24 protein-coding genes and 1 riboswitch are annotated in these 22,485 nt (G+C 41.6%); of the genes, 20 read left to right on the top strand and 4 right to left on the bottom strand.

Annotation, left to right across the window (positions count from 1 at the left end; genetic code table 11):
• Positions 1 to 139 precede the first annotated feature (139 nt).
• Positions 140 to 583: an SRPBCC family protein gene (locus tag ACXAEA_RS13810; RefSeq protein ID WP_475096457.1), complete on the top strand. Its 444-nt coding sequence runs from the start codon at positions 140 to 142 to the stop codon at positions 581 to 583.
• 66 nt (positions 584 to 649) lie between these two features.
• Here ACXAEA_RS13810 and ACXAEA_RS13805 read toward each other — a convergent pair whose 3' ends face one another.
• Complete coding sequence (locus ACXAEA_RS13805; protein WP_475096456.1) at positions 650 to 1,087, bottom strand: cell wall hydrolase; 438 nt, start codon at positions 1,085 to 1,087, stop codon at positions 650 to 652.
• A 281-nt stretch (positions 1,088 to 1,368) separates the two neighbouring features.
• Positions 1,369 to 1,533, bottom strand: coding sequence for a Spo0E family sporulation regulatory protein-aspartic acid phosphatase (locus tag ACXAEA_RS13800; RefSeq protein WP_475096455.1), 165 nt, complete (start codon positions 1,531 to 1,533; stop codon positions 1,369 to 1,371).
• A 167-nt stretch (positions 1,534 to 1,700) separates the two neighbouring features.
• Here ACXAEA_RS13800 and ACXAEA_RS13795 point away from each other — a divergent pair, with 167 nt between their 5' ends.
• On the top strand, positions 1,701 to 2,708 hold the full coding sequence (locus tag ACXAEA_RS13795) for a DUF3231 family protein (protein ID WP_475096454.1): 1,008 nt from the start codon (positions 1,701 to 1,703) through the stop codon (positions 2,706 to 2,708).
• Positions 2,709 to 2,841: 133 nt separating this feature from the next.
• Here ACXAEA_RS13795 and ACXAEA_RS13790 read toward each other — a convergent pair whose 3' ends face one another.
• Entirely contained in the window at positions 2,842 to 3,087 is a 246-nt protein-coding gene (locus tag ACXAEA_RS13790) for a DUF2164 domain-containing protein (protein WP_475096453.1), read from the bottom strand.
• 256 nt (positions 3,088 to 3,343) lie between these two features.
• On the opposite strand from ACXAEA_RS13790, the gene ACXAEA_RS13785 reads away from it, so the two are divergent.
• From ACXAEA_RS13785 to ACXAEA_RS13755, 7 genes are all read left to right on the top strand, one after another.
• Positions 3,344 to 3,697 (top strand): VOC family protein, encoded by a 354-nt coding sequence (locus tag ACXAEA_RS13785; protein WP_475098132.1) that lies wholly within the window; start codon positions 3,344 to 3,346, stop codon positions 3,695 to 3,697.
• A gap of 26 nt (positions 3,698 to 3,723) precedes the next feature.
• A complete protein-coding gene (locus tag ACXAEA_RS13780) occupies positions 3,724 to 3,870 on the top strand; it encodes a hypothetical protein (protein WP_475096452.1) in 147 nt (48 codons plus the stop codon).
• A gap of 49 nt (positions 3,871 to 3,919) precedes the next feature.
• A complete protein-coding gene (locus ACXAEA_RS13775; RefSeq protein WP_475096451.1) occupies positions 3,920 to 4,318 on the top strand; it encodes a VOC family protein in 399 nt (132 codons plus the stop codon).
• A 203-nt stretch (positions 4,319 to 4,521) separates the two neighbouring features.
• On the top strand, positions 4,522 to 4,992 hold the full coding sequence (yiaA, locus tag ACXAEA_RS13770; RefSeq protein ID WP_475096450.1) for an inner membrane protein YiaA: 471 nt from the start codon (positions 4,522 to 4,524) through the stop codon (positions 4,990 to 4,992).
• 221 nt (positions 4,993 to 5,213) lie between these two features.
• On the top strand, positions 5,214 to 5,474 hold the full coding sequence (locus ACXAEA_RS13765) for a hypothetical protein (RefSeq protein ID WP_475096449.1): 261 nt from the start codon (positions 5,214 to 5,216) through the stop codon (positions 5,472 to 5,474).
• Between the two features lie 38 nt (positions 5,475 to 5,512).
• Positions 5,513 to 5,830: a hypothetical protein gene (locus ACXAEA_RS13760; protein WP_475096448.1), complete on the top strand. Its 318-nt coding sequence runs from the start codon at positions 5,513 to 5,515 to the stop codon at positions 5,828 to 5,830.
• Between the two features lie 452 nt (positions 5,831 to 6,282).
• Positions 6,283 to 7,074: a hypothetical protein gene (locus ACXAEA_RS13755; protein WP_475096447.1), complete on the top strand. Its 792-nt coding sequence runs from the start codon at positions 6,283 to 6,285 to the stop codon at positions 7,072 to 7,074.
• 93 nt (positions 7,075 to 7,167) lie between these two features.
• Here ACXAEA_RS13755 and ACXAEA_RS13750 read toward each other — a convergent pair whose 3' ends face one another.
• On the bottom strand, positions 7,168 to 8,214 hold the full coding sequence (locus ACXAEA_RS13750) for an NAD(P)/FAD-dependent oxidoreductase (RefSeq protein WP_475096446.1): 1,047 nt from the start codon (positions 8,212 to 8,214) through the stop codon (positions 7,168 to 7,170).
• A 141-nt stretch (positions 8,215 to 8,355) separates the two neighbouring features.
• On the opposite strand from ACXAEA_RS13750, the gene ACXAEA_RS13745 reads away from it, so the two are divergent.
• The 11 genes from ACXAEA_RS13745 to ACXAEA_RS13695 all read left to right on the top strand — a co-directional run bounded on the left by ACXAEA_RS13745 (position 8,356) and on the right by ACXAEA_RS13695 (position 22,476).
• Positions 8,356 to 9,201, top strand: coding sequence for an ABC transporter ATP-binding protein (locus ACXAEA_RS13745; RefSeq protein WP_475096445.1), 846 nt, complete (start codon positions 8,356 to 8,358; stop codon positions 9,199 to 9,201).
• The gene (locus ACXAEA_RS13740; protein ID WP_475096444.1) at positions 9,152 to 10,072 is read left to right on the top strand and encodes an iron-hydroxamate ABC transporter substrate-binding protein; all 921 of its coding nucleotides are present in this window, start codon (positions 9,152 to 9,154) and stop codon (positions 10,070 to 10,072) included. The genes ACXAEA_RS13745 and ACXAEA_RS13740 overlap by 50 nt, the downstream gene beginning before the upstream one ends.
• A 62-nt stretch (positions 10,073 to 10,134) precedes the next feature.
• Entirely contained in the window at positions 10,135 to 11,145 is a 1,011-nt protein-coding gene (locus tag ACXAEA_RS13735; RefSeq protein WP_475096443.1) for a FecCD family ABC transporter permease, read from the top strand.
• Entirely contained in the window at positions 11,142 to 12,149 is a 1,008-nt protein-coding gene (locus ACXAEA_RS13730; RefSeq protein ID WP_475096442.1) for a FecCD family ABC transporter permease, read from the top strand. Before ACXAEA_RS13735 ends, ACXAEA_RS13730 begins: the two co-directional genes overlap by 4 nt.
• 65 nt (positions 12,150 to 12,214) lie before the next feature.
• Positions 12,215 to 12,907 carry a hypothetical protein gene (locus tag ACXAEA_RS13725; RefSeq protein ID WP_475096441.1) on the top strand — a complete coding sequence of 231 codons (693 nt, stop codon included), beginning with the start codon at positions 12,215 to 12,217 and terminating at the stop codon, positions 12,905 to 12,907.
• Between the two features lie 140 nt (positions 12,908 to 13,047).
• The gene (locus ACXAEA_RS13720) at positions 13,048 to 14,442 is read left to right on the top strand and encodes a 3' terminal RNA ribose 2'-O-methyltransferase Hen1 (protein ID WP_475096440.1); all 1,395 of its coding nucleotides are present in this window, start codon (positions 13,048 to 13,050) and stop codon (positions 14,440 to 14,442) included.
• Positions 14,439 to 17,030: a polynucleotide kinase-phosphatase gene (locus ACXAEA_RS13715; protein ID WP_475096439.1), complete on the top strand. Its 2,592-nt coding sequence runs from the start codon at positions 14,439 to 14,441 to the stop codon at positions 17,028 to 17,030. Before ACXAEA_RS13720 ends, ACXAEA_RS13715 begins: the two co-directional genes overlap by 4 nt.
• A gap of 575 nt (positions 17,031 to 17,605) precedes the next feature.
• A riboswitch (SAM riboswitch) is annotated at positions 17,606 to 17,714 on the top strand.
• Positions 17,715 to 17,906: 192 nt separating this feature from the next.
• Positions 17,907 to 18,926, top strand: a complete 1,020-nt coding sequence (locus ACXAEA_RS13710; protein WP_475096438.1) for a BMP family protein — start codon at positions 17,907 to 17,909, stop codon at positions 18,924 to 18,926.
• Between the two features lie 65 nt (positions 18,927 to 18,991).
• Positions 18,992 to 20,530: an ABC transporter ATP-binding protein gene (locus ACXAEA_RS13705; protein WP_475096437.1), complete on the top strand. Its 1,539-nt coding sequence runs from the start codon at positions 18,992 to 18,994 to the stop codon at positions 20,528 to 20,530.
• Positions 20,496 to 21,572, top strand: coding sequence for an ABC transporter permease (locus ACXAEA_RS13700; RefSeq protein WP_475096436.1), 1,077 nt, complete (start codon positions 20,496 to 20,498; stop codon positions 21,570 to 21,572). Before ACXAEA_RS13705 ends, ACXAEA_RS13700 begins: the two co-directional genes overlap by 35 nt.
• Entirely contained in the window at positions 21,559 to 22,476 is a 918-nt protein-coding gene (locus tag ACXAEA_RS13695) for an ABC transporter permease (RefSeq protein ID WP_475096435.1), read from the top strand. Before ACXAEA_RS13700 ends, ACXAEA_RS13695 begins: the two co-directional genes overlap by 14 nt.
• Positions 22,477 to 22,485: the final 9 nt, after the last annotated feature.

Raw genomic sequence — 22,485 nt, 5'->3', positions numbered from 1 at the left:
TGTGTATGTTTTTTTATCTCTTAAACAACCCGATTGTCCACTAGAATAACAATAGAAGGATTTTAAACTGAATCTGGAGAAATAGAACCATCATACATATATGAAAGTGTCTAAAGATTAGAAGGAAGGAGATTTAAGTATGATTACACAAGTAACAACAAAATTTAAAATCTATAAGTCAGCGGATGAGGTTTTTGAAGCGATCGTGGACCCAGAGAAAATCGGGAATTTCTGGTTTTCATCCAGTTCTGAAAGATGGGAAAAAGGAAAAAGGGTTACTTTAAGATATGATGAATACAACGCTGAGGGCGTAATAAATATTTTGGAACTCAAGGATGATAAGGAAATTGTCTTTTCTTGGGGAGAGGAACACAATGAAGGAACGATCGTAAGAATAACACTAACTGAGTTGGATCACACGAGTACAATCATTGAAGTGAATGAATCAGGTTTTAAAGAAGACGACCCTGAACTGCATCAAAAATTGATGGGACAAAAAGAGGGTTGGGTGTATATGCTATCTTGTTTAAAGTGCTATTTAGAAAATGGCGTTAAAGATTTAAGGGCATCTTTAATTCATTAATGGTTCTTGTTTCGAAAATTCATTGTCAACGCACAACACCCCCACATCTTCGTGGGGGTGTTGTGATCATCTATAGACACCGTCACATGTATTGGCAATCGGTTCATAATAACAATGTTGTTTGAATTGTCCTGCAAATGGCTGATTATACCATGTAGGCGGACATGGGGCATACGGATTGAAATACCATAGTGCATACTTTGAGGGATGCTGTCTCCAGTAGTCTAAGTTTTGTTTGGCTAATCTTTTTTCTACACTTCTGGCTCTGTTATAAAAAACATTCCCTTTCTGTACTGCTTCAAAAGAATAATTTCCTCCCTGGATCTGAAAAATCACACTATAGATTGACCTTAAATCTTTAAAATCCAAACAATTTGCCGTTAGTCGATTGACAATGACGTTACCGACCATCAGCATTCCCATTTTCCCTTCTCCTTCAGCTTCTGCCCTCATCATCCTTGCCATCAAAGCGACGTCACTGTCGGTATATTTTACTCTTGGCATTTTTTATCACCTCTAATGGAATTGTATTAAGAAATCCTGTAAAAATGTTAACGGGTTCAGTTCCAAGAGAGAAAATATTAAATTGCGGCGATTTGAAAAGAGTTTGGATAAGTTGTAGGGTATTTCAAGCTATCTTAGTTGAAAATGATCCGGTTTTATCCAAGAATGCAGTGCTGTTGGGGAGGGGAGAGAACAGTCTTTATTTATTGAGGAAGTGAAGGATATTAAAAGGTAGTTAATTAGATATGGGTGAAATTCAGACAATGGAAAATTAGCTGAAATCAAACCAGCCTTTTTGTGGTTTGGTAATCATTGATCAGTTTATCTAGACTTTGACTTAAAAGTAATGTGTCTGGATGGGAAAAACCTTTTTTCATTCCCACTGAAATCATTTCTTCTCGATATTTTTCTATAATCATTAATAGTGATTCTTTTTTATTTTCCACACCTAATACCTCTTCACTCGTCATTTCAAAAAATTGACATCAGTAAGTCTTATTTTACCAATAGATGATTTGGAAAAAAACAAGAAGATTTTTCCTAATAATCTTCTTGTAATGGATTGAAAAGAATGTGGAAAGCTATTAGTAAAATATGTTAGTTGGTGATTTTAATGAATGATAAATCATTGATTCAAATGACGGCGGCGGAAATGGCGATGGTGTGGACGCAATACATAAACGATACCGCATCAATCTGTGCCCTCAGACATTTTTTAGAGAAGGTTGAGGACCAAGAGGTTGAACCTATACTTAAGTTTGCATTAGATGGCTCAAAACAGAACATAGCATTCTTAACGAAACTTTTTACAGCTGAAAATTTCCCTGTACCTATGGGTTTTACAGACCAGGACGTAAAAACCGGTGCTCCAAGGTTGTTTTCAGATACATTCACATTAATGTATGTAAGGAATATGTCTGTGCTCGGAATGGCTGCAGCCAGTTTAGCAATGGGATTGGTCACAAGACCGGATCTGGTGGAATTTTTTAAACAGGTGTACAATACAGCAACAGGATTGCAGGACATGACCAGAGAGTTGATGTTAAAGCAGGGTACATATATTAAGCCACCATACATATCGATACCTGACAAAGTGGACTTTGTGGAGAGCAAGAGGTTTTTGGCGGGTTTTTTGGGTGAGAAAAGGCCACTGACTGCCCATGAAGTCACGTTGTTATTTAATAATATCCAAACGAATGCCATTGGCAAAACGTTAATCATCGGCTTTGCACAGACAGCACAGCAAAAGGATGTAAAGCAATTTTTAATGAAGGGAAAACAGATTGCTCAAAAACATATTGATCTTTTCAGTGATAAATTAAAGAAAGAAGATCTTCCAGCCCCTATGGTTTGGGACACAGCAGTCACCGATTCAACCTCGATGGTATTTTCTGATAAATTGATGATGTTCCATGTAGCATCAATGAACGCAGCTGGAATCGGCAATTATGGATCATCCATGTCAGGAAGCCCCAGAAAGGATTTAGGGGTTTTATATGCTTCTTTAATTCCGGAGATTTCCTTTTACGCAGAGGATGGATCGAAAATCATGATTAAGCATGGCTGGCTGGAAGAGCCTCCTCAAGCGGATAGCAGGAATCAAATAATAAATGGAAAATAATCTAGATCGATATACATCAAAACATTTCAAACATGCTGAAAGGAGCAATTACAAAATAGTGAAACTTAGAAACTAGTCTAAATTATTTAACATAACCCGGTGCCCACTAAAAATGGAAACCGGGTTATTTTTATTATCTTTTAATCGGCTGCTCCAGGGTCAGGATTTCATCCTCAAGTGCTGAATACTGTTGCTGGGCAACATGTATAGCATCTAAAACGGCAGCATTGTAAAAATAGGATCCTAGGGATTCTTTGATGAAATCCAGGAATCGTTCGGCCGCAAACTCAGATATTTCTTCGTCTCTTTCCTCAGCAAAAAATTTCTGAATTTGTACAATCATTTCTTCTTTATGTTCCTTTTTCAATTGATAAAACATAAACAACACTCCTCTTATATACATCCAGATAAAACAATACACTCAAAAAAATTTACATTGAAGACTATATTTTTTTAAAAATTTATGTCAAGTTCACGAAGTGTGATTACGTCCCTTTTTCCTACACAATTAATTTCGGCAGCAAGGAAGCCTTTTAAAAAATTGGGGGAGGACTTGGCATAAATGTATCGAATTGTTACTATAATCGCAATCCCGAGAGGAGAGAGTATAGTTGAACAAATCACTTTTCAAAGGGATGGAAGGTGTATTTATCCCTGTTAAAGACCCTGAAGTGTCAGCAAAATGGTATGAAGATATACTTGGCTTTCAAGTAATTTATATTGAAGAAGATGCTGCTGTAATGAGGATCGGAGAAGAATCTCAAACAGTAGTATGTCTTGTTAAAACGTTAAACCATAAGCCAATGAAGTTTCCTGAAAACCATTTTGGAGTGGGGAAATACTATAATTTTATCCCTGAAAATATTGAAGAAACACATAAAACCCTAGTCGATAAAAGTGTGAAAGTAAATCCTATTGGTGGAGAAGGAACAACCAAATTCTTTACTTTTTATGACCCTGATGATAATCCACTGGGAGTCTGCCAATAAAATATTCATAATCTAGAGGTGTGACAGTGGCGAAGTTTATTGATGATCTTGCAGGAGCAATCAAGGATTTCATTAAGTTCATTTTTACCAGTACTGGTTATTTTCTGGCCGGTATGTTGATAGTCGGTGCACTGATGTACCTGATCACTTTTTTGTTTGTGAGATTTTATTGAATCTAATAAGGTGGTTGTTTGGTAATTTAAAAAGAAAGAAGTGAAGAGTTTGATAAAATATACATGCCTTCATCATGTAAGTTTATCGGTTACTGATTTGGAAAAAGCAAAGTTATTCTATGGAGAGATTTTATGTCTGAATGAAATAACTCGCCCTGATTTTGATTTTCCAGGTGCTTGGTATCAAATTGGTGGGCAACAGCTCCACTTGATTGTCGAACCTTCATCACAAACAATTCGGCGTGACCAATCCTTGTCCAGCAGAGAAGGTCATTTTGCACTTAGAGTTGAGAACTACTATGGCACTCTTGAATGGTTAAATAAGAATAAAGTTAAAATCCTAGAAAAACCAGCCTCGAAAAGTGGATTCGCGCAAATTTTTTGTGCAGACCCGGATGGTAATCTGATAGAGCTTAATGTTGATCAAAAAGATATAAACGAAACATAGGGACGGTTCTTCTGTTCTTAAATGATTATTAAATTTTTTATGAGAGCTATTTAGTGAACAGATTAAGGGTTAAAAACTCTTGACTGTGGCGGTAGCTCTTTTTTAAGAATAATTGGTAAAATTAAATGATTTATCTATATTTGTAATAAAATTCTATATAATGGATTTATGTAAAGGCACACTAAGATGGAGGCGGAAAAACAATGTCTAACGATCAAGAGGTTATTTTAGATAAAGGAAAACAGGAGCATTCTAAAATAAGAGTTGAAAGGAAAGAAGGGGAACCAACTTCAGCTTTTAAAGGGGCATCCTGGGGAGCTTTGTTAGTGGGAGTCTCAGCATATCTTATCGGCTTGTTCAATGCTGCGATGCAGCTGAATGAAAAAGGGTATTACTTTGCAGTTCTCATCTTCGGCCTTTATGCTGCCGTATCTTTACAGAAAGCGGTTAGAGATAAGGAAGAGGGGATCCCGGTTACGAATATTTATTACGGGATTAGCTGGTTTGCACTCATTGTATCAATTTCATTAATGGCCATCGGTTTGTATAATGCAGGGAGTATTGTGCTGAGTGAAAAAGGATTTTATGGAATGTCCTTTGTTCTTAGTATTTTTGCAGCTATCACTGTCCAGAAGAATATTCGAGATACACAAAGAGCTAGGGAAAGAGAATAGTATTCAGTAATGATGATGGTCCTTCAAAACGATGGACCGTTTTTTAATGGAAAATTATTGTGCAATTTCCAGTCTTTATGTTATATTTAGTGTAAAATTACACTAATGTTGAAAGGCTGTTGAGAGTATTGATTAAAAAGGCAATTATTGCAATAGTTCTGCTCACATATTGTTTTCCATATGTCTATTTTTCAATGTGTCTAGATTACGCGAATCATTCAATGATTGGCTATGTCATTATGATTGTAGTGACTTCTATTGCTGCCTATTTCAGCAAATCTAATGGGGGCTTGGCCCTGATTATCATTGGAAATGTACTATCCGGTCTTGTTTCGTTTTATTTTATAAAAGAAATGGCTGGAGTTGACAACTGGAATGGCTACTTTAAACCATTGATGCCTTCGACTTTGTTTATTATAGTTAGTGCGCTGAGTTTGATTCCACAGCTTTTTACCTATAAAGGTAGAAATAAGAGGAAATAAATAAACATTGGCGTTCTTCATGCAAAGGGAGATGAAAAATGAGTGACAAGAACCAAAAAACCAACGTTGGGTATACATTATACAAACCCACTGGATTGAAACATAAATATTCGCATGTTGATCTTGTTAATCAAAGGGTAATCTGTATTGTTACATACAAAGGGAAAACATATATGACCGTGACTGTTGATGTGAAAAACGATTCAGTAAACGTTCTGGGAGATGTTAAGGAATTAGGCGATTTAAGCATGGATAGAGATTCTTATATTGAGATGTTCAAACATCAGGCAATGTTTTTCATTGATAATAACATCTCTGATCCTGAAAAGTATTATGAAACTTTGATTGATGGGTAAGTTTTAAACGGAAAGTCATTGAGCGGATACAGGGAATATATCAGCAGAAACAGGGATTAAATTCAAGAAAACCTGAATTATATCGGTTTAAAAAGGGATTATATTCTCCAATTAAATTTCAAAACCCTATAAATAGGATGAGTAATACTATGTGTAACCGTCAATGTGATGTGGTTTTTATAACAAATAAATCATGAGAACAAGCCTCCGGTAAAAATAGGGAGGCTTTTTACTTTTTATTTTATCGATTATGGCGCCTCGGCCCATCTAAATGTTCATCACAATAAGGGGAATGGGGTGGTTATTGTATTTTTTAGAAACACCATATGCAGCTTTATTTGATGTAGAAGTGAATCACAGTATAAAACGAATAAAAAGATCAAATCTTAAAGAAATAATAACGAAGAATTTTTCTAGTGTGATTTCTTTGAAGCAGCTAGGAGGAATTTATAGTGATTTCAACTATTATTGGCATTATATTAGCATTGGGAAGTATATTGTTTATAGCTGTGTTGGTTTTTGGTTTTTTCCTGGACATTAAAAAAGGAAAAGTGAAAGTAAAAGAAGTATTACCTGCAATGATTTTCTCCGTAATTATAGCCAGTGCCCTTGGCTGGGGTTCTATTGCTTTTTTGTCAAAAAATGAAACGAAAGAGGAACCAGCAAAAGAAGAAGTGGTTAAAAAAGAAACAAAAGAGGAATCGGCAAAAGAAGAAGTGGTTAAAAAAGAAACTGTTACATCGGATAAGGACGAAGAAGCAAAAGCAAAAGAAAAAGCTCTGGATGAAAAAACTAAGAAGGAACAGCTAAAAGAAGCATATCTGAAAGAAATTCGGCCAAAAATTGATAATCACATGAAGGTATTCGATGATAACTGGAATAATATCTGGATCCCAACCTTCGATGCAATTGCAAATGGAAGTACGGATTATTACACCGCCTATAATAATCTCCAAGTTATTAAAGATAATTATCGAGGTGGCAGAAACCTCGTTGTTGAACCTATAAAAGGAATGGACAAAGCTGAAAAAAAGCTGTTAAATACGTATGAATCAAAAATGGGAGATGCTTTTACTTTTAGGACTATGGCAGTAGAGGTGGCACAAGAAGGTTTCAATGCTGGGGAAATGTCTCCAGAGGCTATAAATAAATTGCAATCATATTTTGATATGGCTGAGAGCAGCATGATCGAAGCGGTTGCTGCGATAACCACTATCGAAGTGGGACTAGGAATAAAAAAGTAAAAAGGTTAGATGCGATATTTGCAGGAAATAATGCTAATACAAAAGGCTGAACGATCTGGTCCAGCCTTTTTCTATCCTCGATTTCTTCACATGTCAATTCACCAGCTGCAAAATCATTTCCTTATTTCTCTCTGAAAATACTTTATTATGAGATGAAACCATCGCAGATGTCTCGGCTGAAGGCTCAATGTATTGTTTTGCCTTGTTGACAGCATTGGCTGCATCCTGGAAGGTGCCGGCAATCAAATTCAATTTTCCATCGTGCTTCAGGATATCTCCTGCGGCAAAAAGACCTGGCACAGAGGTTTCCCCGGTAGATGAACCTTCTATGTAGAAATTGTCAATACGGCGGACATCCAGCTCGCTATTCTCCAGCAAGGATGCATCTTGGTCAAATCCATGGTTGATCAATACTTCATCAACAGGAAGGGAGGAAATTTCACCAGTTTTATGGTTTGTCAGTTCAACTGTAGCAATGGATGTATGACTTTCATCGGCAACTAGATTCGAAATGGATGAATGAAAAATACACTCCACTGAACTGTTCATCATTTGTGTTACTTGTGATTCATGGCCAGAGAAGCAATCTCTTCTGTGAACCAAATAAATCTGTTTCGCGACTGGTTCGAGGGAATTGGCCCAATCAATAGCAGAGTTGCCGCCTCCAGAAATCACGACGGTTCGGTCCTTAAAATACTTAAGGGAATTAACCATGTAATGAAGATTGGAAACTTCATATTTTTCTGCTCCTTCAAGCTTAAGCTTCTGAGGCTTTAAAATTCCGCTGCCGATTGCGACAATGACTGACTTAGAGTAATGGATGGTACCAGATTCTGCTTTTAATAGGAACATGCCATCAACTCGGCTAATCGAGGAGATTTTCTCGTTTAATACCACTTCAGGGTTGAATGTCATTGCCTGTTCTTTTAGTTGCTGAATCAGCTTCGCTCCTGTAATAGGGCCCATACCGCCAACATCCCAGATCACTTTTTCCGGATAGACATGAATCTTTCCTCCTAGGTCTGGCTGGGCCTCGATGATTTTCGTTTTCATCTCTCGCAGTCCGCCATAAAAGGCTGAATACAGTCCAGCAGGTCCTCCACCAATAATGGTAAGGTCAAATACTTCAATATTTTCCATCGGAAGCACTCCTCATTATGTATAAGAAAAATTTCACAAATTCGTTATTGACTAAAAAAAATAATAGCTTTATAGTATTCATTGTAACCGATACTGATAATCATTATCAATGAAAAAATGAAAAACCTTGGAGGAATGATAATGGTTCGCCTATACACAAATGAATTGAAAGTGGGATACGGAGAACGGACAATCGTAAATGAATTGACTTTGGAAATTCCCGACAAAGAGATTACCATTATCATCGGCCCAAATGGATGCGGTAAATCGACTTTGTTGAAATCCATGTCCCGAATCATTCCGCACCAGTCCGGAGCGATCTTCCTGGATGGAATGAGCATCACGAAAGAAGATACAAAAAGCATGGCGAAAAAGATGGCCATTCTCCCTCAAACACCAGAGAGTGCCGCGGGCCTTACGGTGGGGGAGCTGGTATCATACGGCCGCTTTCCTTATCAAAAAGGTTTCGGCAGGCTGACGAAAAAGGATCTTGACGTCATCAACTGGGCTCTCGAGGTGACGGGAACCGCTAGTTATAAGTACGAACCAGTTGATTCCTTGTCCGGCGGGCAGAGGCAGCGAGTCTGGATTGCACTTGCTCTAGCGCAGGAGACAGAGATGATCTTCCTTGATGAACCAACGACTTATCTGGACATGGCTCATCAGCTGGAAATTCTTGAGCTTTTGCAAAAGCTTAACCAGGAGCAAGGCAGAACGATTGTCATGGTGCTGCATGATTTAAACCATGCTGCTCGTTTCGCTGATCATCTGGTCGCTATGAAAGCAGGGAATATTGTAAAAACTGGAACATGTGAAGAAGTGATCAACAAAGAAGTCCTTCGGGAAGTATTCCAAATCGATGCGGAGATCGGGAGAGATCCCCGTACAAGTAAACCGATTTGCATTACCTATAACTTACTTAAAGGAGAAGAAGAAAATGAAGAAATTAATCATGCCATTCCTGCTAATGCTAGTGCTCTTGCTTAGCGCCTGTGGCGGAGCAGATACTACAGAGAAATCAAGCGAGAAAAAGGAAGCAAATGAGCCTAAAACAATTACCTACCAATCTGAAGGTGGTGCTGTTGAAGTACCTGCGAATCCAGAAAGAGTCATCGTCCTTTCTTCTTTCGCCGGGAATGTGATGGCCCTTGATGTAAATATGGTGGGAGTTGACTCATGGTCAAAAATGAACCCGCGCTTTGAAAAATTGAAGGACGTGGAAGAAGTGACGGATGAAAATCTGGAGAAAATCATTGAATTAGATCCAGACTTGATTATTGGTCTTTCTACGATTAAAAATGTGGATAAACTGAAAGATATCGCGCCAACTGTAACTTTTACATACGGCAAGCTGGACTACCTGACTCAGCATCTTGAAGTCGGTAAGCTTTTGAATAAGGAAAAAGAAGCGCAAGAATGGATTGATAACTTCAAGGCAGATTCAAAAGCTGCTGGCGAAGAAATCAAAGCGAAAATCGGTGAAGATGCTACCGTTTCTGTTATCGAAAACTTCGACAAAGAACTATATGTGTTCGGAGACAACTGGGCAAGGGGTACAGAAATCCTTTACCAGGAAATGAAATTGAATATGCCTGAAAAAGTGAAGCAAGCCGCTCTTGAACCTGGTTACTATGCGATTTCTCCAGAAGTTTTGTCTGAATATGCTGGTGACTATGTGATTTTCAGCAAAAATGCAGAAGGAGATACATCTTTCCAGCAGACAGAAACATACAAGAATATCCCTGCAGTCAAGAATAATCAGGTATTCGAAGTGAATGCGAAAGAGTTCTATTTCAACGATCCACTAACACTTGAATATCAGCTTGAATTCTTTAAAAAATCATTTCTAGGAAAATAAAATAAGCAGGAGGAATTCTCAAACGGAATTCCTCTTCTTGCTATCAGAAAGATGAGATGCATATGAACAACCAAACTAGCTCGCTCTCCATGCTTATTATTAAGTTCGTGGCGGGGATCCTCGTTTTGATCGCCTGCTTCCTGACAGCCATGGTATTCGGGGCGGCTGATACTTCGGTAAAAGAAATCTGGCTGGCTCTTACTTCAACTGCGAAAACAGACACGATCACTATGATCAGGGAAATCCGGCTTCCACGAGAGGTCGCGGCCATTTTTGTCGGTGCAGCACTATCCATATCCGGAGCCATCATGCAGGGGTTGACAAGAAACCCACTGGCTGACCCTGGCTTGCTCGGCCTGACTGCCGGTGCAAACGCTGCTTTGGCATTAATCATGGCCCTCAGTCCAGGTGCCGGATATATCGCGATAACTGTTGTTTGTTTTGTCGGAGCAGCAGTTGGCGTGGTTCTTGTGTTTGGAATTGGGGCGATGAGGAAGGGGGGATTTTCCCCTTTACGGATTGTCCTGGCAGGGGCAGCCGTTTCCGCCTTTTTGTTTGCAGTTGGGGAAGGAATCGGACTGTATTTTAAAATTTCAAAAGATGTGTCGATGTGGACAGCCGGCGGCCTGATGGGCACTTCATGGACTCAGTTGAAGTTCATTCTTCCTTTTATCCTGGCAGGGATGCTCGTTGCTTTTTATTTTGCAAGACAATTGACAATTTTAAGCTTAAGTGAAGAGGTCGCAGTCGGACTAGGTCAGAAAACGACTTTAATCAAGCTGGTGTTATTTTTTGTGATCGTCCTTTTAGCTGGAGCATCTGTTGCGCTCGTTGGAAATATGGCGTTCATCGGGTTAATGGTTCCCCATATTGTCAGGATGATTGTTGGTACGGATTATCGATTTGTGCTGCCAATGTCAGCGCTGTTTGGAGCCTCATTCATGCTGATTGCTGATACAATCGGGCGAACTATCAATGCTCCATACGAGACGCCAATCTTTGCGATTATTTCCTTGCTGGGTTTGCCTTTCTTCCTGTTCATTGTCCATAAAGGAGGGAAGAGCTTCTCATGATACATCCGTCGATTATTAAAAAACAAAGACTTATTGTCACGATTTTGTTCATCTTAATCTTACTTACAATCGTTGGAAGCCTGGGCTTGGGCTATTCCTCCGTGTCATACGATCGGATTTTGCCGACGATATTTGGCGGAGGTACTTTTAAAGAAGAGTTTGTCCTGTTTTCGATCCGATTGCCGCGTATTGTTGTGACGCTTTTAGCAGGGATGGCCCTGGCGATTTCGGGTGCGATTTTGCAGGGATTAACGCGAAACGATTTAGCGGATCCGGGAATCATCGGAATTAACTCCGGAGCAGGAGTCGGAATCGCAGTATTCTTTCTGTTCTTCCCGATTGATGCCGCTGCGTTTGCCTATATGCTTCCAGTTGTCGCATTTTTTGGAGCACTGCTGACAGCGGTCCTTATTTACCTTTTTTCCTATAAAAAAGGTAGCGGACTGCAGCCCGTCAGGTTAATCCTAGTGGGTATCGGATTTTCGATGGCCCTGTCAGGAGCAATGATTGTCATCATCTCCGCAGCAGAAAGAGAGAAAGTCGATTTCATCGCTCGCTGGCTTGCGGGGAATATTTGGGGAACAGACTGGCCTTTCATTTGGGCGCTGTTGCCGTGGATTCTTGTTCTAATTCCATTCACGCTTTATAAAGCAAATCGATTGAACCTTCTTGGTTTGAGTGAACCTGTCGCCATTGGAGTCGGAGTATCCCTTGAAAAAGAAAGAATCGTCCTGCTTTTGACAGCTGTAGCTTTGGCTGCTTCAGCAGTGTCGGTCACAGGAGGAATTGCCTTCATCGGATTGATGGCCCCGCATCTCGCAAAAGCGTTGATCGGACCGCGAAACCAACTATTCCTGCCAATCGCAGTGCTGTTAGGCGGATGGCTCTTATTGTTCGCAGACACAATCGGACGTAACCTGCTAGAACCAGAAGGAATCCCGGCAGGAATTATGACAGCGTTGATTGGTGCGCCGTACTTTGTTTATTTGTTGCTTCGGAAATAAGTGATTTGGCTGTTGGGCCTTGTGCCCGCAGCTTTTTTTATTGTTGAGGCTGTTAGAGAGTAGGTTTGTGCCCGGAGTGGCGAGGAAATCTGGAAACCGGTCATATAAATACCGGTTATGTGCCCGGTGTTGGGCGGAAAACCGAATTAGGGTCACCTCAATTTCTTTTAAGTATAGGTGTAAATACCATTGGGGAAAATAACCAAAATCTTAATGAGGGTGATGAAATGAATAATGTGTTTTCAATCACATTGGTTGTTATCATTACGATTATCAATTGTGGACCAGTCCAAGCAGCCACCCATGAATCCCGTCCTTTAGAAGAAGTTTTCCCGGAACTTGGATACAAAACGGTCGAGGAGGCTGTAGTAGAATTTGAACAGCACATTAAACAGGATATAAAACTTCCAATGAGAGTTCCACCCTTAGTATTCACACATATATTTGGAAGGTTCAATGATTTAGAAGGAGAGATCAATGACTCTTTAAAAATCGTGTTCATAAATGAAGTCTCTCCAAAAAACCATTACAAAATGGATATTCGGCAGGTTCGTCACAAGATTCCAATGAGAGAAAGAAGCAATTTTAAACTAAAGAACGGTAACGAAGCAACGTATACCAATGTTTCTGGCTTTAACTTGTTGGTTTTTGAAAGTGATGGGTGGCAATATATTCTTAGTGTGGATAAAAGAGTATCCGAAATAGTTACACCAGAGGTATTAGTTGAAATTGCAAATTCTATACAGACTCCTAAATAAATCAAAGTTAAAAAATGCGTTTTCCTTTCCGGATTAACGCTTTTTTTGTGCCTTCCTACATATCACTCCCCAGTGTCTGTTCCATAACAAATAGGTAAATGATATATTAAATTCAGGAAATGATCGAAAAGAGGTGCTTTATGCAGTTAACGATTCGGGCTTTTGGGGAGAATGTCCAGGTTCTTTCACATTTGTTGGCGAAAAACCCTCATAATGTCTATGAACGACACCAAAAAGGCCATGCTGTGAGGCTGTTTTTCAGCATGTTTACTGATCGGGAGGTAGAAGCGACTGTGTTTGTTGCTCCAGACTCTCTTGAACTGGTGAAAAATCAAGGTAATCAATATGATATTACCCATTACATAAATGATCGGGAGTTTGCAGTGAGCAGTATTTTCATATCACTGATCAGAACTGCCCTTGGGACCGCGTTGAATGGGCAGCCGAAGGAGGATTACGTCGAGTGGGTAAAGCATCGATTCGACCTGGAATTAAGTTTCGGGCCGGTTTCTTCAGGCCTATCGGATCAGCAAATCCTTGAGCTATTTGAACCACTAGGATTCAACGTTGGTATCACACGCCCTGATATCAATTATGATTTCACACTTAAATCGAAAAGCTCCGCGAGGTTCATTGCACTTAAAGGCAAAACGACATTGCAGATGGCTTTGAGGCAGATATTTGTGCTCATCCCGGTGCTGGACAATTACAAGCATTATTATATAGATGAAAAAGAGATTGAGAAACTCGAACGCTATGGAGAAGGCTGGCTTGATGACCACCCTCAGAAATCCTTTATCATGAAACATGCGTTGCGATTCAAAGTTGTGTACGAACTGGTTGAAAGTCAGGATAAAGATACTAAAGATAAAAACGCTCTGGTTGAAGGCCAGGAAAAAGCCGCTGCCATTCAGGAAAAGAAAAAAATCCGACTTAACGACATGCGCTATGAAAAAATAGTGGACACGGTGAGGGAACTTGCAGATAAGGAAAGCATCGTCGACCTCGGTTCTGGTGAGGGCAAGCTGAGCGCCAGATTAGGCTTCATCAACGGAGTCAAAGAAATTCTCGCTGTCGAACCTTCAGAAGAAGCTTCGATCCGTGCGATGGAACGGTTCGCTCAGGCAGATGACAAGGCCGATTTAATCAAGCCGACCCAGCTATGGGGTTCGCTTTTTTACTATGACGAGCGGTTGAAGGGCAAGGATGTCATGATTTTATGCGAAGTGATTGAACATATCGACGAGGCTCGGCTTCCAAAGGTTTTTGGGACCATCCTTCATGAATACCGTCCAAAGAATCTTCTTGTGACCACTCCGAATAAGGAATACAATGCCCTTTATGGAATGGATACGGAATTCAGGCATGATGATCACCGTTTTGAGTGGACAAGGGCAGAGTTCACGGAATGGTGCAATGCGAGAAATAGCGAAGGTGAGTACGAGTTGACTTTTAGCGGTATAGGCGACGAGCACGAAGAATTCGGCTTTCCTACGCAAATGTGTATTTTTAAGAGAAAGGAGGCAAAAGAATGAGAATCGCATTGCCTCATGCAGGTATTGTTTTGCTCGTTGGACCATCAAACAGCGGCAAAACGACGTTGCTTAATAAATGGCAGGAGGAAGGTAAAATCTCTCCTTCTGAGGTGGTCAGTTCCGATCAATTCCGCATGCTTGTCAGTGATAAGGAATTCGTGGATTTTCGGAATGTGCCAAAGCAAGAAGCAGACATTCTATTTGATGAATACAGCATGATTTCAAAGGAAGCTTTTGACATGATGGACAGTATGATTCGGGCAAGGTGCAGGCTGAACAAGCTTACCTTTGTGGATGCGACCCACCTGCAGCCTGACGATCGAAAGAGGTATATCGCGATGGCCAGGGATCATCATGTCCCAATCATGTCAATCGTTCTTGATGTACCTGAAAAAGTATTGCTTGAAAGGGACGAACAACGCGATAATCCGCGCGGCAGACGACGTATCAAGCAGCAATACCAGGTTTTCACTCGGGAAAAGCGTTTCATGAAAAAAGAAGGCATAAGGTCATTACATTTTATAAAAGAAATCGACGATATTGAGTTGACTAGACGCACCAATCCGCTGGAACTGGAAGTTGGTACTGGAATTGACATCATCGGCGATATCCATGGCTGCTATGATGAAATGATTGAACTGCTGGAAAAACTCGGCTATGAAAAAAATGGTGAAGAGTATTATCTGCACCCTGAAGGCAGGAAGTTCCTGTCGATTGGGGATGTGATGAGCAGGGGGCCAGAATCCCTTAAGAGCATGATGTTCTTTTACAGGCATGTTGAAAAAGAACTGGCATATATGATTGACAGCAACCATGGCTGGAAGATTGCCAGATGGCTTGATGGCCGGAAAGTAACCATTTCACATGGAGATGAAAAGGTTGAGAAGGAATTTTTGCAGTATGAACAAGAGCATGGAGCTGAAGCGGCAGCAGAGTGGAAAAGTAAGCTGAAGGATTTCCTCCTTGAGTCGCCTTCCCATTATATTCTGAAAAAGAATGGCATTCCTGCAGTAGTATGTGCACATGCTGGAATCAAGGATGAATATATAGGCAAACAATCGGATGATGTCAGTGATTTTTGCCGCTATGGAGATACTGATGGATTTGATGAAAAAGGAAAACCGGTGCGGAAAGACTGGTTCATCGGACACCGGACTAACCAGCTGATTGTCTGGGGTCATGACCCTAAGCCACAGCCGCTGAAAATGAATAATACCCTCAACATTGATCAGGGCGTCGTGTTCGGCGGGAAGCTTACTGCCCTCCGTTACCCGGAAACCCAGATTGTCGCTGTACAGGCGAAAGCAGATTATTCAGGAGTACCTGATAATCCGCTTCTTGAGTGGGAGCAAAAGCGTCTGAATCAGCCGAATATCGGCAAATTCCTTCATGGATATTCCGTGCTAACCGAGGAGTTTGGCGAGGTAGCGGTTCCGGCAGAAACAGTCAAGCCAGCGATTGATACGGTTTCTCACCATACAATCCCGATTGAACAGCTGCTTTATATTCCGCCAACCATGAGTCCGACACCGTCGCCATCCTCCAAGGAAATATACCTGGAACATCCTTTGGAGGCAATTGAGTATTATCGAAGCAACGGCATTGAAAAAATGGTCGCGGAAAAAAAGCATATGGGGAGCCGCGGCATTCTGTTCTTGTTCAAGGACCATGCCTCAGCGAAAAAACACATTGGAATAGAGACGTTAGGTACGATTTATACAAGAACCGGCAGGCAGTTTTTCGAGAACCATCTTGAGCTGGAGATTGTCCGCAAACTGAATGATGATTTGCACAACAATGATTATTTTACCAAGCATCAGACCGATTACGTTCTGCTCGATGCCGAAATCATGCCATGGAACTTGAAGGCAAAGGACCTGATCAGCAAACAGTATGCCCATGTTGCCGAGAATGCGATGATGGATCGGGCTATGTTGCAGGATAAATTAGCTGATGCAGCTAAGGATAATCCTGCTCTGTCTGGATGGCTTGAAGAATACAATGAAAAATTGAACAATGCCAAAGAGTTCGCAGAGGTTTTTCAAGGGTATTGCTGGGATGTCGTCAATCTTGACGATATCCAAATCGCTCCTTTCCATGTGCTGGCCCATAGCAACAGGACGTTCTTCGATGAAACGCATGAATGGCATATGAAAATGAACCATGAGTTCGCCAGCTATTCAAGCTTGTTTGTCGCCACCGAATACAAAATCATCGACAACTCATCGAGTGAGGCGGAAGTGATCAAGTGGTGGGAAGAGACGACCGAGGACGGGCACGAAGGAATCGTCATCAAACCTGAGCATTATATCACGAGAAGCAAGGGGAAACTGCTCCAGCCAGCGATCAAAGTCAGAGGCAGAAAATACCTGAGAATCATTTACGGCATGGACTATTTGCACCCCGAAAACCTAAGCAGGCTGAAAAAACGCAATACAGGCAAAAAGCAGAAGCTCGCGCTGAAGGAATTTGCGCTGGGAATCGAAGGCATCCGCCGCTTCGTAAATGGAGAATCCATCGAGAGAGTACATGAATGCGTCCTTGCCACCCTGGCAATGGAAAAAGACCCTGTCGACCCGCGGTTGTAGGGAGAACGAGGCTGTTGGGACTTGTGCCCGGCAGCTTTTTTGTTTGGATTTGGTTGTGGGTGGGAGAGCGAATGAGCGGTTAAAAGGGGGGATTATTGATATGGGCAAATATGACAAGGTGGATGTACCCGAAGTCATGAGGAAACCCGGGATGTCGGTCATATAAAATGAAATTATATGCCCGAAGTCTCGAGGAAACCCGGATGACGGTAACATAAAATGAAATTATGTGCCCGAAGTCAGAAGGAAGCCCGATGTACGGTCACATTAAAAGAATATATGTGCTCGAAGAAGATTGGAAACTTGAAGGTTAAGAGTACTGTCATATTATAAGATTTGATGTAATACGTTTAAGGTTAAACTCTATCGTTCAAAAGATAATTGTCAAATAGGATGAATTTCATGAGAGAAGAAATGACGGCAAGGTATGAACTGGATTTGCGTATGTATCACAGTTTATAAGTGTTGTTCTGATTTTTCTAAAAACATATTGCTATTTATGATATATTGGTTATAATGAATTCTAAGTTTATTTTATTTTTATGTTACTAATGTAAAAAACTACATAATGGATTTCCTTATCAAGAGAGGCAGAGGGACTGGCCCTATGACGCCCGGCAACCGCTATTACCAAAATAGAATGGTGCCAAATCCTGCAGAACACATTGTTCTGAAAGATGAGGAAGAGTGCTGGTTTATTTACCTCTTCCTATTTCCCTGGGAAGAGGTTTTTTAATTGCAGGAAACAACAAAAACACGAACATTGTTGGTGGTATTGAAATTAATATACGTTTTTTGTTGTATTCAAGCTAAGAATCAATTAATCTAGTAATGTAGAAAATATAATAAGCGAACATTAATTTTAGGGGGATCATCATGAAAAAACTTTTGGCGTTGTTTACAATTTTAGCAGTTCTTCTAGTGGCAGGCTGTGGAGCTGACGAGTCTTCCAAAAAGGCGGATGGAGAAGGAAAAGAAAGCAAAAAGAGAATCGCGCTTGTTCTGCCAGAGAAAATTGGTGTGAACCCTTTCTTCCAGCAGATGGATGAGGGAGCAAAAAAAGCAGCAAAAGAGTTTGGCGTGGAAGTAAAGACAATTGAATCGACTGATCACTCAGCAATTGAAGAAAACCTTCGTGTAGCTGTTGCGGAAAATTATGACCTGATCATCACTTCTTCTTTCGAATCGGAGGATGCATTGAAAAAGGTAGCGGCTGAAAACCCGGAGCGACAGTTTGCGATTATTGATACGATTGTAGATTTACCGAACGTACAAAGTGTCAACTTCCGAGAATATGAGGCAGCTTACTTGCTTGGTGCAGCGGCTGGTCTGTCAACTAAAACAGATAAAGTAGGAATGGTAGCTGCAATGGACATTCCGCTTTTAAAGAAATGGACAGTGGCTTTTGAAGAAGGCTTGAAAGAGACAAATCCGGATGCTGAGTTTCTTGTAAACTATGTTGGCAGCTTCACAGATCCTGCAAAAGCGAAGGAATTAGCCTTCCTTCAGGCTTCAAGAGGAGCAGATTTCATTGCAGGAGCAGCTGCTGTAGGTGACCTTGGAGTATTTGAAGCAGCGAAAGAAAAAGGATTCTTCACAGCAGGCCAGGACGTAGACCGCACAGAAGTAGACCCTGAGCATGTCGTACTTTCACAGCTGAAGGGTACGGACGCAGCAGCTTACGAAACGGTAAAAGCATTTACAGAAGGTACTTTTAAAGCTGGAATCGTTGAGTATGGTCTTAAAGATAAGGGTGTGGGTTTGACTTATGTGACTCATGAAAGCAAGACACCTTTGAACGCATTCGTTGGCCAGGAAGTCATCGACAAAGTCAAAGCTCTTCATGATGAAATCATATCTGGTAAAAAAGTAATTAAAAATCCATTAAACAATTAATTTGAGAAAAAAATGAACCGACTGCGCTTGTAGTCGGTTTCCATTTGTACCGGGGAGGGAAGGCAATGACCTATCGCTTAGAAATGAAATCTATGACCAAGAAATATGGTGATTTCCTTGCTAACGACGACGTATCAATTAAGCTAAAAAAAGGGGAAGTACTCGCAATTGTTGGGGAGAACGGCGCTGGTAAAACGACGTTGATGCGAATGCTCTATGGACTCGAACAGCCGACGAGCGGAGACATTCTGCTTGATGGGAAATCAGTAAGATTTTCAGGCCCCCAGGATGGGATTGCGCATGGAATTGGCATGGTTCATCAGCACTTCATGCTTTACCCCGATTTTACAGTGACAGAGAATATCGTCATTAGCCGCGAGCCGCGCACCTTTGGGTTTTTCAACCGAAAGGGAGCAGCTGAAGCTGTCCGTCAGCTTGCAGAAAAACACAGGATTTCGGTTAACCCTTCACGTAAAACAGGCGAGTGTTCTATCGGGGAGCAGCAGCGGATTGAAATCCTCAAGGTTCTATATCAGGGCGCAGATATTATCATCCTCGATGAGCCGACCGCTGTCCTGACACCATTGGAAGTGGATGAACTGTTAGCGACCATTCGTTTCCTTGCCAATCAAGGGAAAAGCATCATCCTGATTACCCATAAGCTGCGAGAAGTCATGAAGGTGGCGGACCAGATCACGGTTCTCAGGAACGGAAGGGTAGCAGGTCATGTTCAAATATCAGCAACAACTGTCGATGAACTGGCAAAGTTAATGGTGGGCAGAGAGATTAAGGAGCTTGCTGACAGGTCTAAGGTGAAAGGGGAAATTCTCCTTGAAGTAAAGGAACTGACCATAGGTGCGAAAGGTTCCAAACCTGTTTTGGATAATGTCAGCTTAAGTGTACATAGAGGGGAAGTCCTTGGAATCGCAGGGGTTTCTGGAAATGGACAGTCCGAGCTAATCCAGGCTATCTCCGGTTTAAAAAATGTTGATCATGGCTCGATTCTTTTAGGAAGTCAGGATGTAACAGGTACATCCGTAGCTTTCAGACGCGATGCAGGATTATCCCATATTCCTGAGGATCGATATCTGTGGGGAGCGGCAAAGGAAGCCACAATTGTAGACACTGGATTCATGGGCTACTACAAGCAAAAAAAGTTCAACCGACGTTCTATTTTGAATAAAAAGGCTTTCCGCAGCTTTGTCAGTGAATGGATTTCAAAGTATGAAATCAAGACATCCTCAATGGATGAAAAGGCAGCGAATTTATCAGGCGGAAATTTGCAGAAATTGATCGTCGCAAGGGAATTAGGTTTTGATACGGATTTCTTGATTGCTGCTGAGCCAACACGAGGAGTGGATATTGGTGCAATGGAATATATCCATGAAGCAATTTTAGCCAAGCGAAATAATGGGGATGGCATCCTGCTCGTATCATCCGAATTATCTGAGATTTTAGCATTATCTGACCGGATCGCTGTCATGTATGAGGGGAAAATCGTGGGAATGCTCGATCGAAAGGATGCAACAGAAGAAAAGCTGAGTGTGCTTATGGCAGGAGGGAAAGTCAATGAAGGTTCAGAGAAAACTGCAACAGTCGTTTAGAGGATTGGTTCAGCCGCTGTTCGCGGTGATGATCGGGATCCTTACCGGAGCGCTGGCCATCAGCCTGATAGGTGAGTCAGTTGCAGAAACATACAAAGTGATGTGGAATGGAGCGTTTGGAAGCTTTTATTTCGTAACGGCGACCTTTGCACGTGCGACTCCAATTATTCTTATTGGAGTCGGTCTTGCATTGGCTTTTCGCGCTGGGGTTTTCAACCTGGGTGCAGAAGGTCAGATGGTATTAGGAGCTATTGCCGCAGCTTTAACTGCACTCTATGTACCAGGCCCAGGTTTTTTAAAAATGATTTTGGCATTAGTCGCCGGTATATCTGCAGGCGGGCTCTGGGCTTTATTTGCAGCCTGGATGGAAGCGAAGTTCAAGGTTCAGCTCCTCATATCGACGCTGCTATTAAACTACGTTGCTGTTTTGTTTACAGGCTTTCTTGTAGCTAAGCCGTTTCAGGATAAATCGGGCTCAGCAGCTCTGGCACAAACACCAATGGTTGATCAGTCAGCATGGCTGCCAAAGCTGTTCCCGGGCATGAGCCTTCATTTTGGGTTTATCCTTGCAATTTTTTGTGCAGCCATTTTGTATTTTGTGCTTAAATACACATCAGCTGGTTACGAGGTCCGGATGCTCGGCCACAATCCGTTCTTTGCAGAATATGGCGGAATCAATAAAACGAAGGTACTATTTTTCAGTATGTTTTTCAGTGGTGGGATTTCGGGGCTGGCAGGTTCGGCAGAGGTCCTTGGTTCTCAATACCGCTATGTAGAAGGAGCTTTAACAGTCCCGGGGTATGCTTGGACTGGTTTGATGGCAGCCCTTTTGGCGAATTCGAATCCACTCGGGACAGCAGTCGCTGCGATATTGCTGGCAGCCTTGCAGACCGGTGCAATGGGCATGGAACGCAACACGGAAGTGCCTTTGGAAATTGCCAGTGTCATACAGGGTGTCTTGATCCTATTCATTTCAGCCAGGTTTGCGTTTAAATGGTGGAATTTAAGAAAGAAAGCAGGTGCAGCCAATGGATCTCTTTGATTATTCGCTGTTTGTATCAGCTATCCGCATGGTAAGTCCGATATTGCTGGCGGCACTTGGAGGCGCGCTATGTGCCAGGGTTGGGATATTTAACGTAGGACTGGAAGGACTAGTCCTTGCAGGAGCCTTTTCAGCTATTGCCGGAAATTATTACAGCGGGAGCATATTTGTAGCAGTACTGTCCGGAATTGCCGGCTCCGTCTTTGTTTCACTGCTCTTTGGTGTAGTGACAATTAAATTTGAGGGAAACCCTATCGTGGCGGGAATCGCCATCAATTTCCTTGTACTAGGATTGACGACTTTTTTACTAAGGGCGCTATTTGATGTAAAAGGAGCCTTTTACGATAAAAACATGGAGGGTCTGCCAAAATGGGACATTCCGCTGATAGAGAATATTCCAGTGATCGGGAAGGTGCTTTCTGGCCACTCTCCACTTGTGTACATTGCGTTCTTAGCCGCCATTCTTCTTTATATTTTCATGTATAAAACGGTTGCTGGATTCCGTTTATTAGCAGTAGGCAAGAATTTATCCGCTTCAAAAAGCCTGGGCCTGAAAGTGACAGGTATTCAATTTGGGGCGATCGTAATGAGCGGTGTGCTTTGCGGTTTAGCTGGGACACAGCTGTCCCTTGGCCAGGTGACGATGTTCACGGAAGGGATGACTGCAGGCCGCGGCTTTATCGCATTAGTCGCGATGATGCTCGGACAGTCCCATCCAATTGGCATACTTGGTTCTAGTCTGTTGTTCGGACTTACCGACGCATTGAGCATAAGAATGCAGGGATTCTCGATGCCAACTCAGCTGACCGCCATGCTTCCTTATATCATCACGATTGTGGCGATGTTCTTTTTGAAGGATAAAGGAGCAGCATCACAGCTGTCAGGACAGCAAAGTACAAGATAGGGGGATGAC

It is taken from the genome of Mesobacillus sp. ABV4_180, from assembly GCF_056158485.1.
The sequence above is the reverse complement of the archived record's forward strand: the minus strand, read 5'-3'. Positions and strand labels throughout refer to the sequence as shown.

Excerpts from the sequence above, each read along its gene's own strand:
- ACXAEA_RS13765 (WP_475096449.1), top strand. The coding sequence starts at position 5,214 with ATGATTGGCTATGTCATTATGATTGTAGTGACTTCTATTGCTGCCTAT.
- ACXAEA_RS13715 (WP_475096439.1), top strand. The coding sequence starts at position 14,439 with ATGAGAATCGCATTGCCTCATGCAGGTATTGTTTTGCTCGTTGGACCA.
- ACXAEA_RS13695 (WP_475096435.1), top strand. The coding sequence starts at position 21,559 with ATGGATCTCTTTGATTATTCGCTGTTTGTATCAGCTATCCGCATGGTA.
- ACXAEA_RS13710 (WP_475096438.1), top strand. The coding sequence starts at position 17,907 with ATGAAAAAACTTTTGGCGTTGTTTACAATTTTAGCAGTTCTTCTAGTG.
- ACXAEA_RS13760 (WP_475096448.1), top strand. The coding sequence starts at position 5,513 with ATGAGTGACAAGAACCAAAAAACCAACGTTGGGTATACATTATACAAA.
- ACXAEA_RS13720 (WP_475096440.1), top strand. The coding sequence starts at position 13,048 with ATGCAGTTAACGATTCGGGCTTTTGGGGAGAATGTCCAGGTTCTTTCA.
- ACXAEA_RS13700 (WP_475096436.1), top strand. The coding sequence starts at position 20,496 with ATGAAGGTTCAGAGAAAACTGCAACAGTCGTTTAGAGGATTGGTTCAG.
- ACXAEA_RS13805 (WP_475096456.1), bottom strand. The coding sequence starts at position 1,087 with ATGCCAAGAGTAAAATATACCGACAGTGACGTCGCTTTGATGGCAAGG.
- ACXAEA_RS13810 (WP_475096457.1), top strand. The coding sequence starts at position 140 with ATGATTACACAAGTAACAACAAAATTTAAAATCTATAAGTCAGCGGAT.
- ACXAEA_RS13735 (WP_475096443.1), top strand. The coding sequence starts at position 10,135 with ATGAACAACCAAACTAGCTCGCTCTCCATGCTTATTATTAAGTTCGTG.
- ACXAEA_RS13790 (WP_475096453.1), bottom strand. The coding sequence starts at position 3,087 with ATGTTTTATCAATTGAAAAAGGAACATAAAGAAGAAATGATTGTACAA.
- yiaA (WP_475096450.1), top strand. The coding sequence starts at position 4,522 with ATGTCTAACGATCAAGAGGTTATTTTAGATAAAGGAAAACAGGAGCAT.
- ACXAEA_RS13795 (WP_475096454.1), top strand. The coding sequence starts at position 1,701 with ATGAATGATAAATCATTGATTCAAATGACGGCGGCGGAAATGGCGATG.
- ACXAEA_RS13745 (WP_475096445.1), top strand. The coding sequence starts at position 8,356 with ATGGTTCGCCTATACACAAATGAATTGAAAGTGGGATACGGAGAACGG.
- ACXAEA_RS13785 (WP_475098132.1), top strand. The coding sequence starts at position 3,344 with ATGGAAGGTGTATTTATCCCTGTTAAAGACCCTGAAGTGTCAGCAAAA.
- ACXAEA_RS13750 (WP_475096446.1), bottom strand. The coding sequence starts at position 8,214 with ATGGAAAATATTGAAGTATTTGACCTTACCATTATTGGTGGAGGACCT.
- ACXAEA_RS13730 (WP_475096442.1), top strand. The coding sequence starts at position 11,142 with ATGATACATCCGTCGATTATTAAAAAACAAAGACTTATTGTCACGATT.
- ACXAEA_RS13705 (WP_475096437.1), top strand. The coding sequence starts at position 18,992 with ATGACCTATCGCTTAGAAATGAAATCTATGACCAAGAAATATGGTGAT.
- ACXAEA_RS13740 (WP_475096444.1), top strand. The coding sequence starts at position 9,152 with ATGAAGAAATTAATCATGCCATTCCTGCTAATGCTAGTGCTCTTGCTT.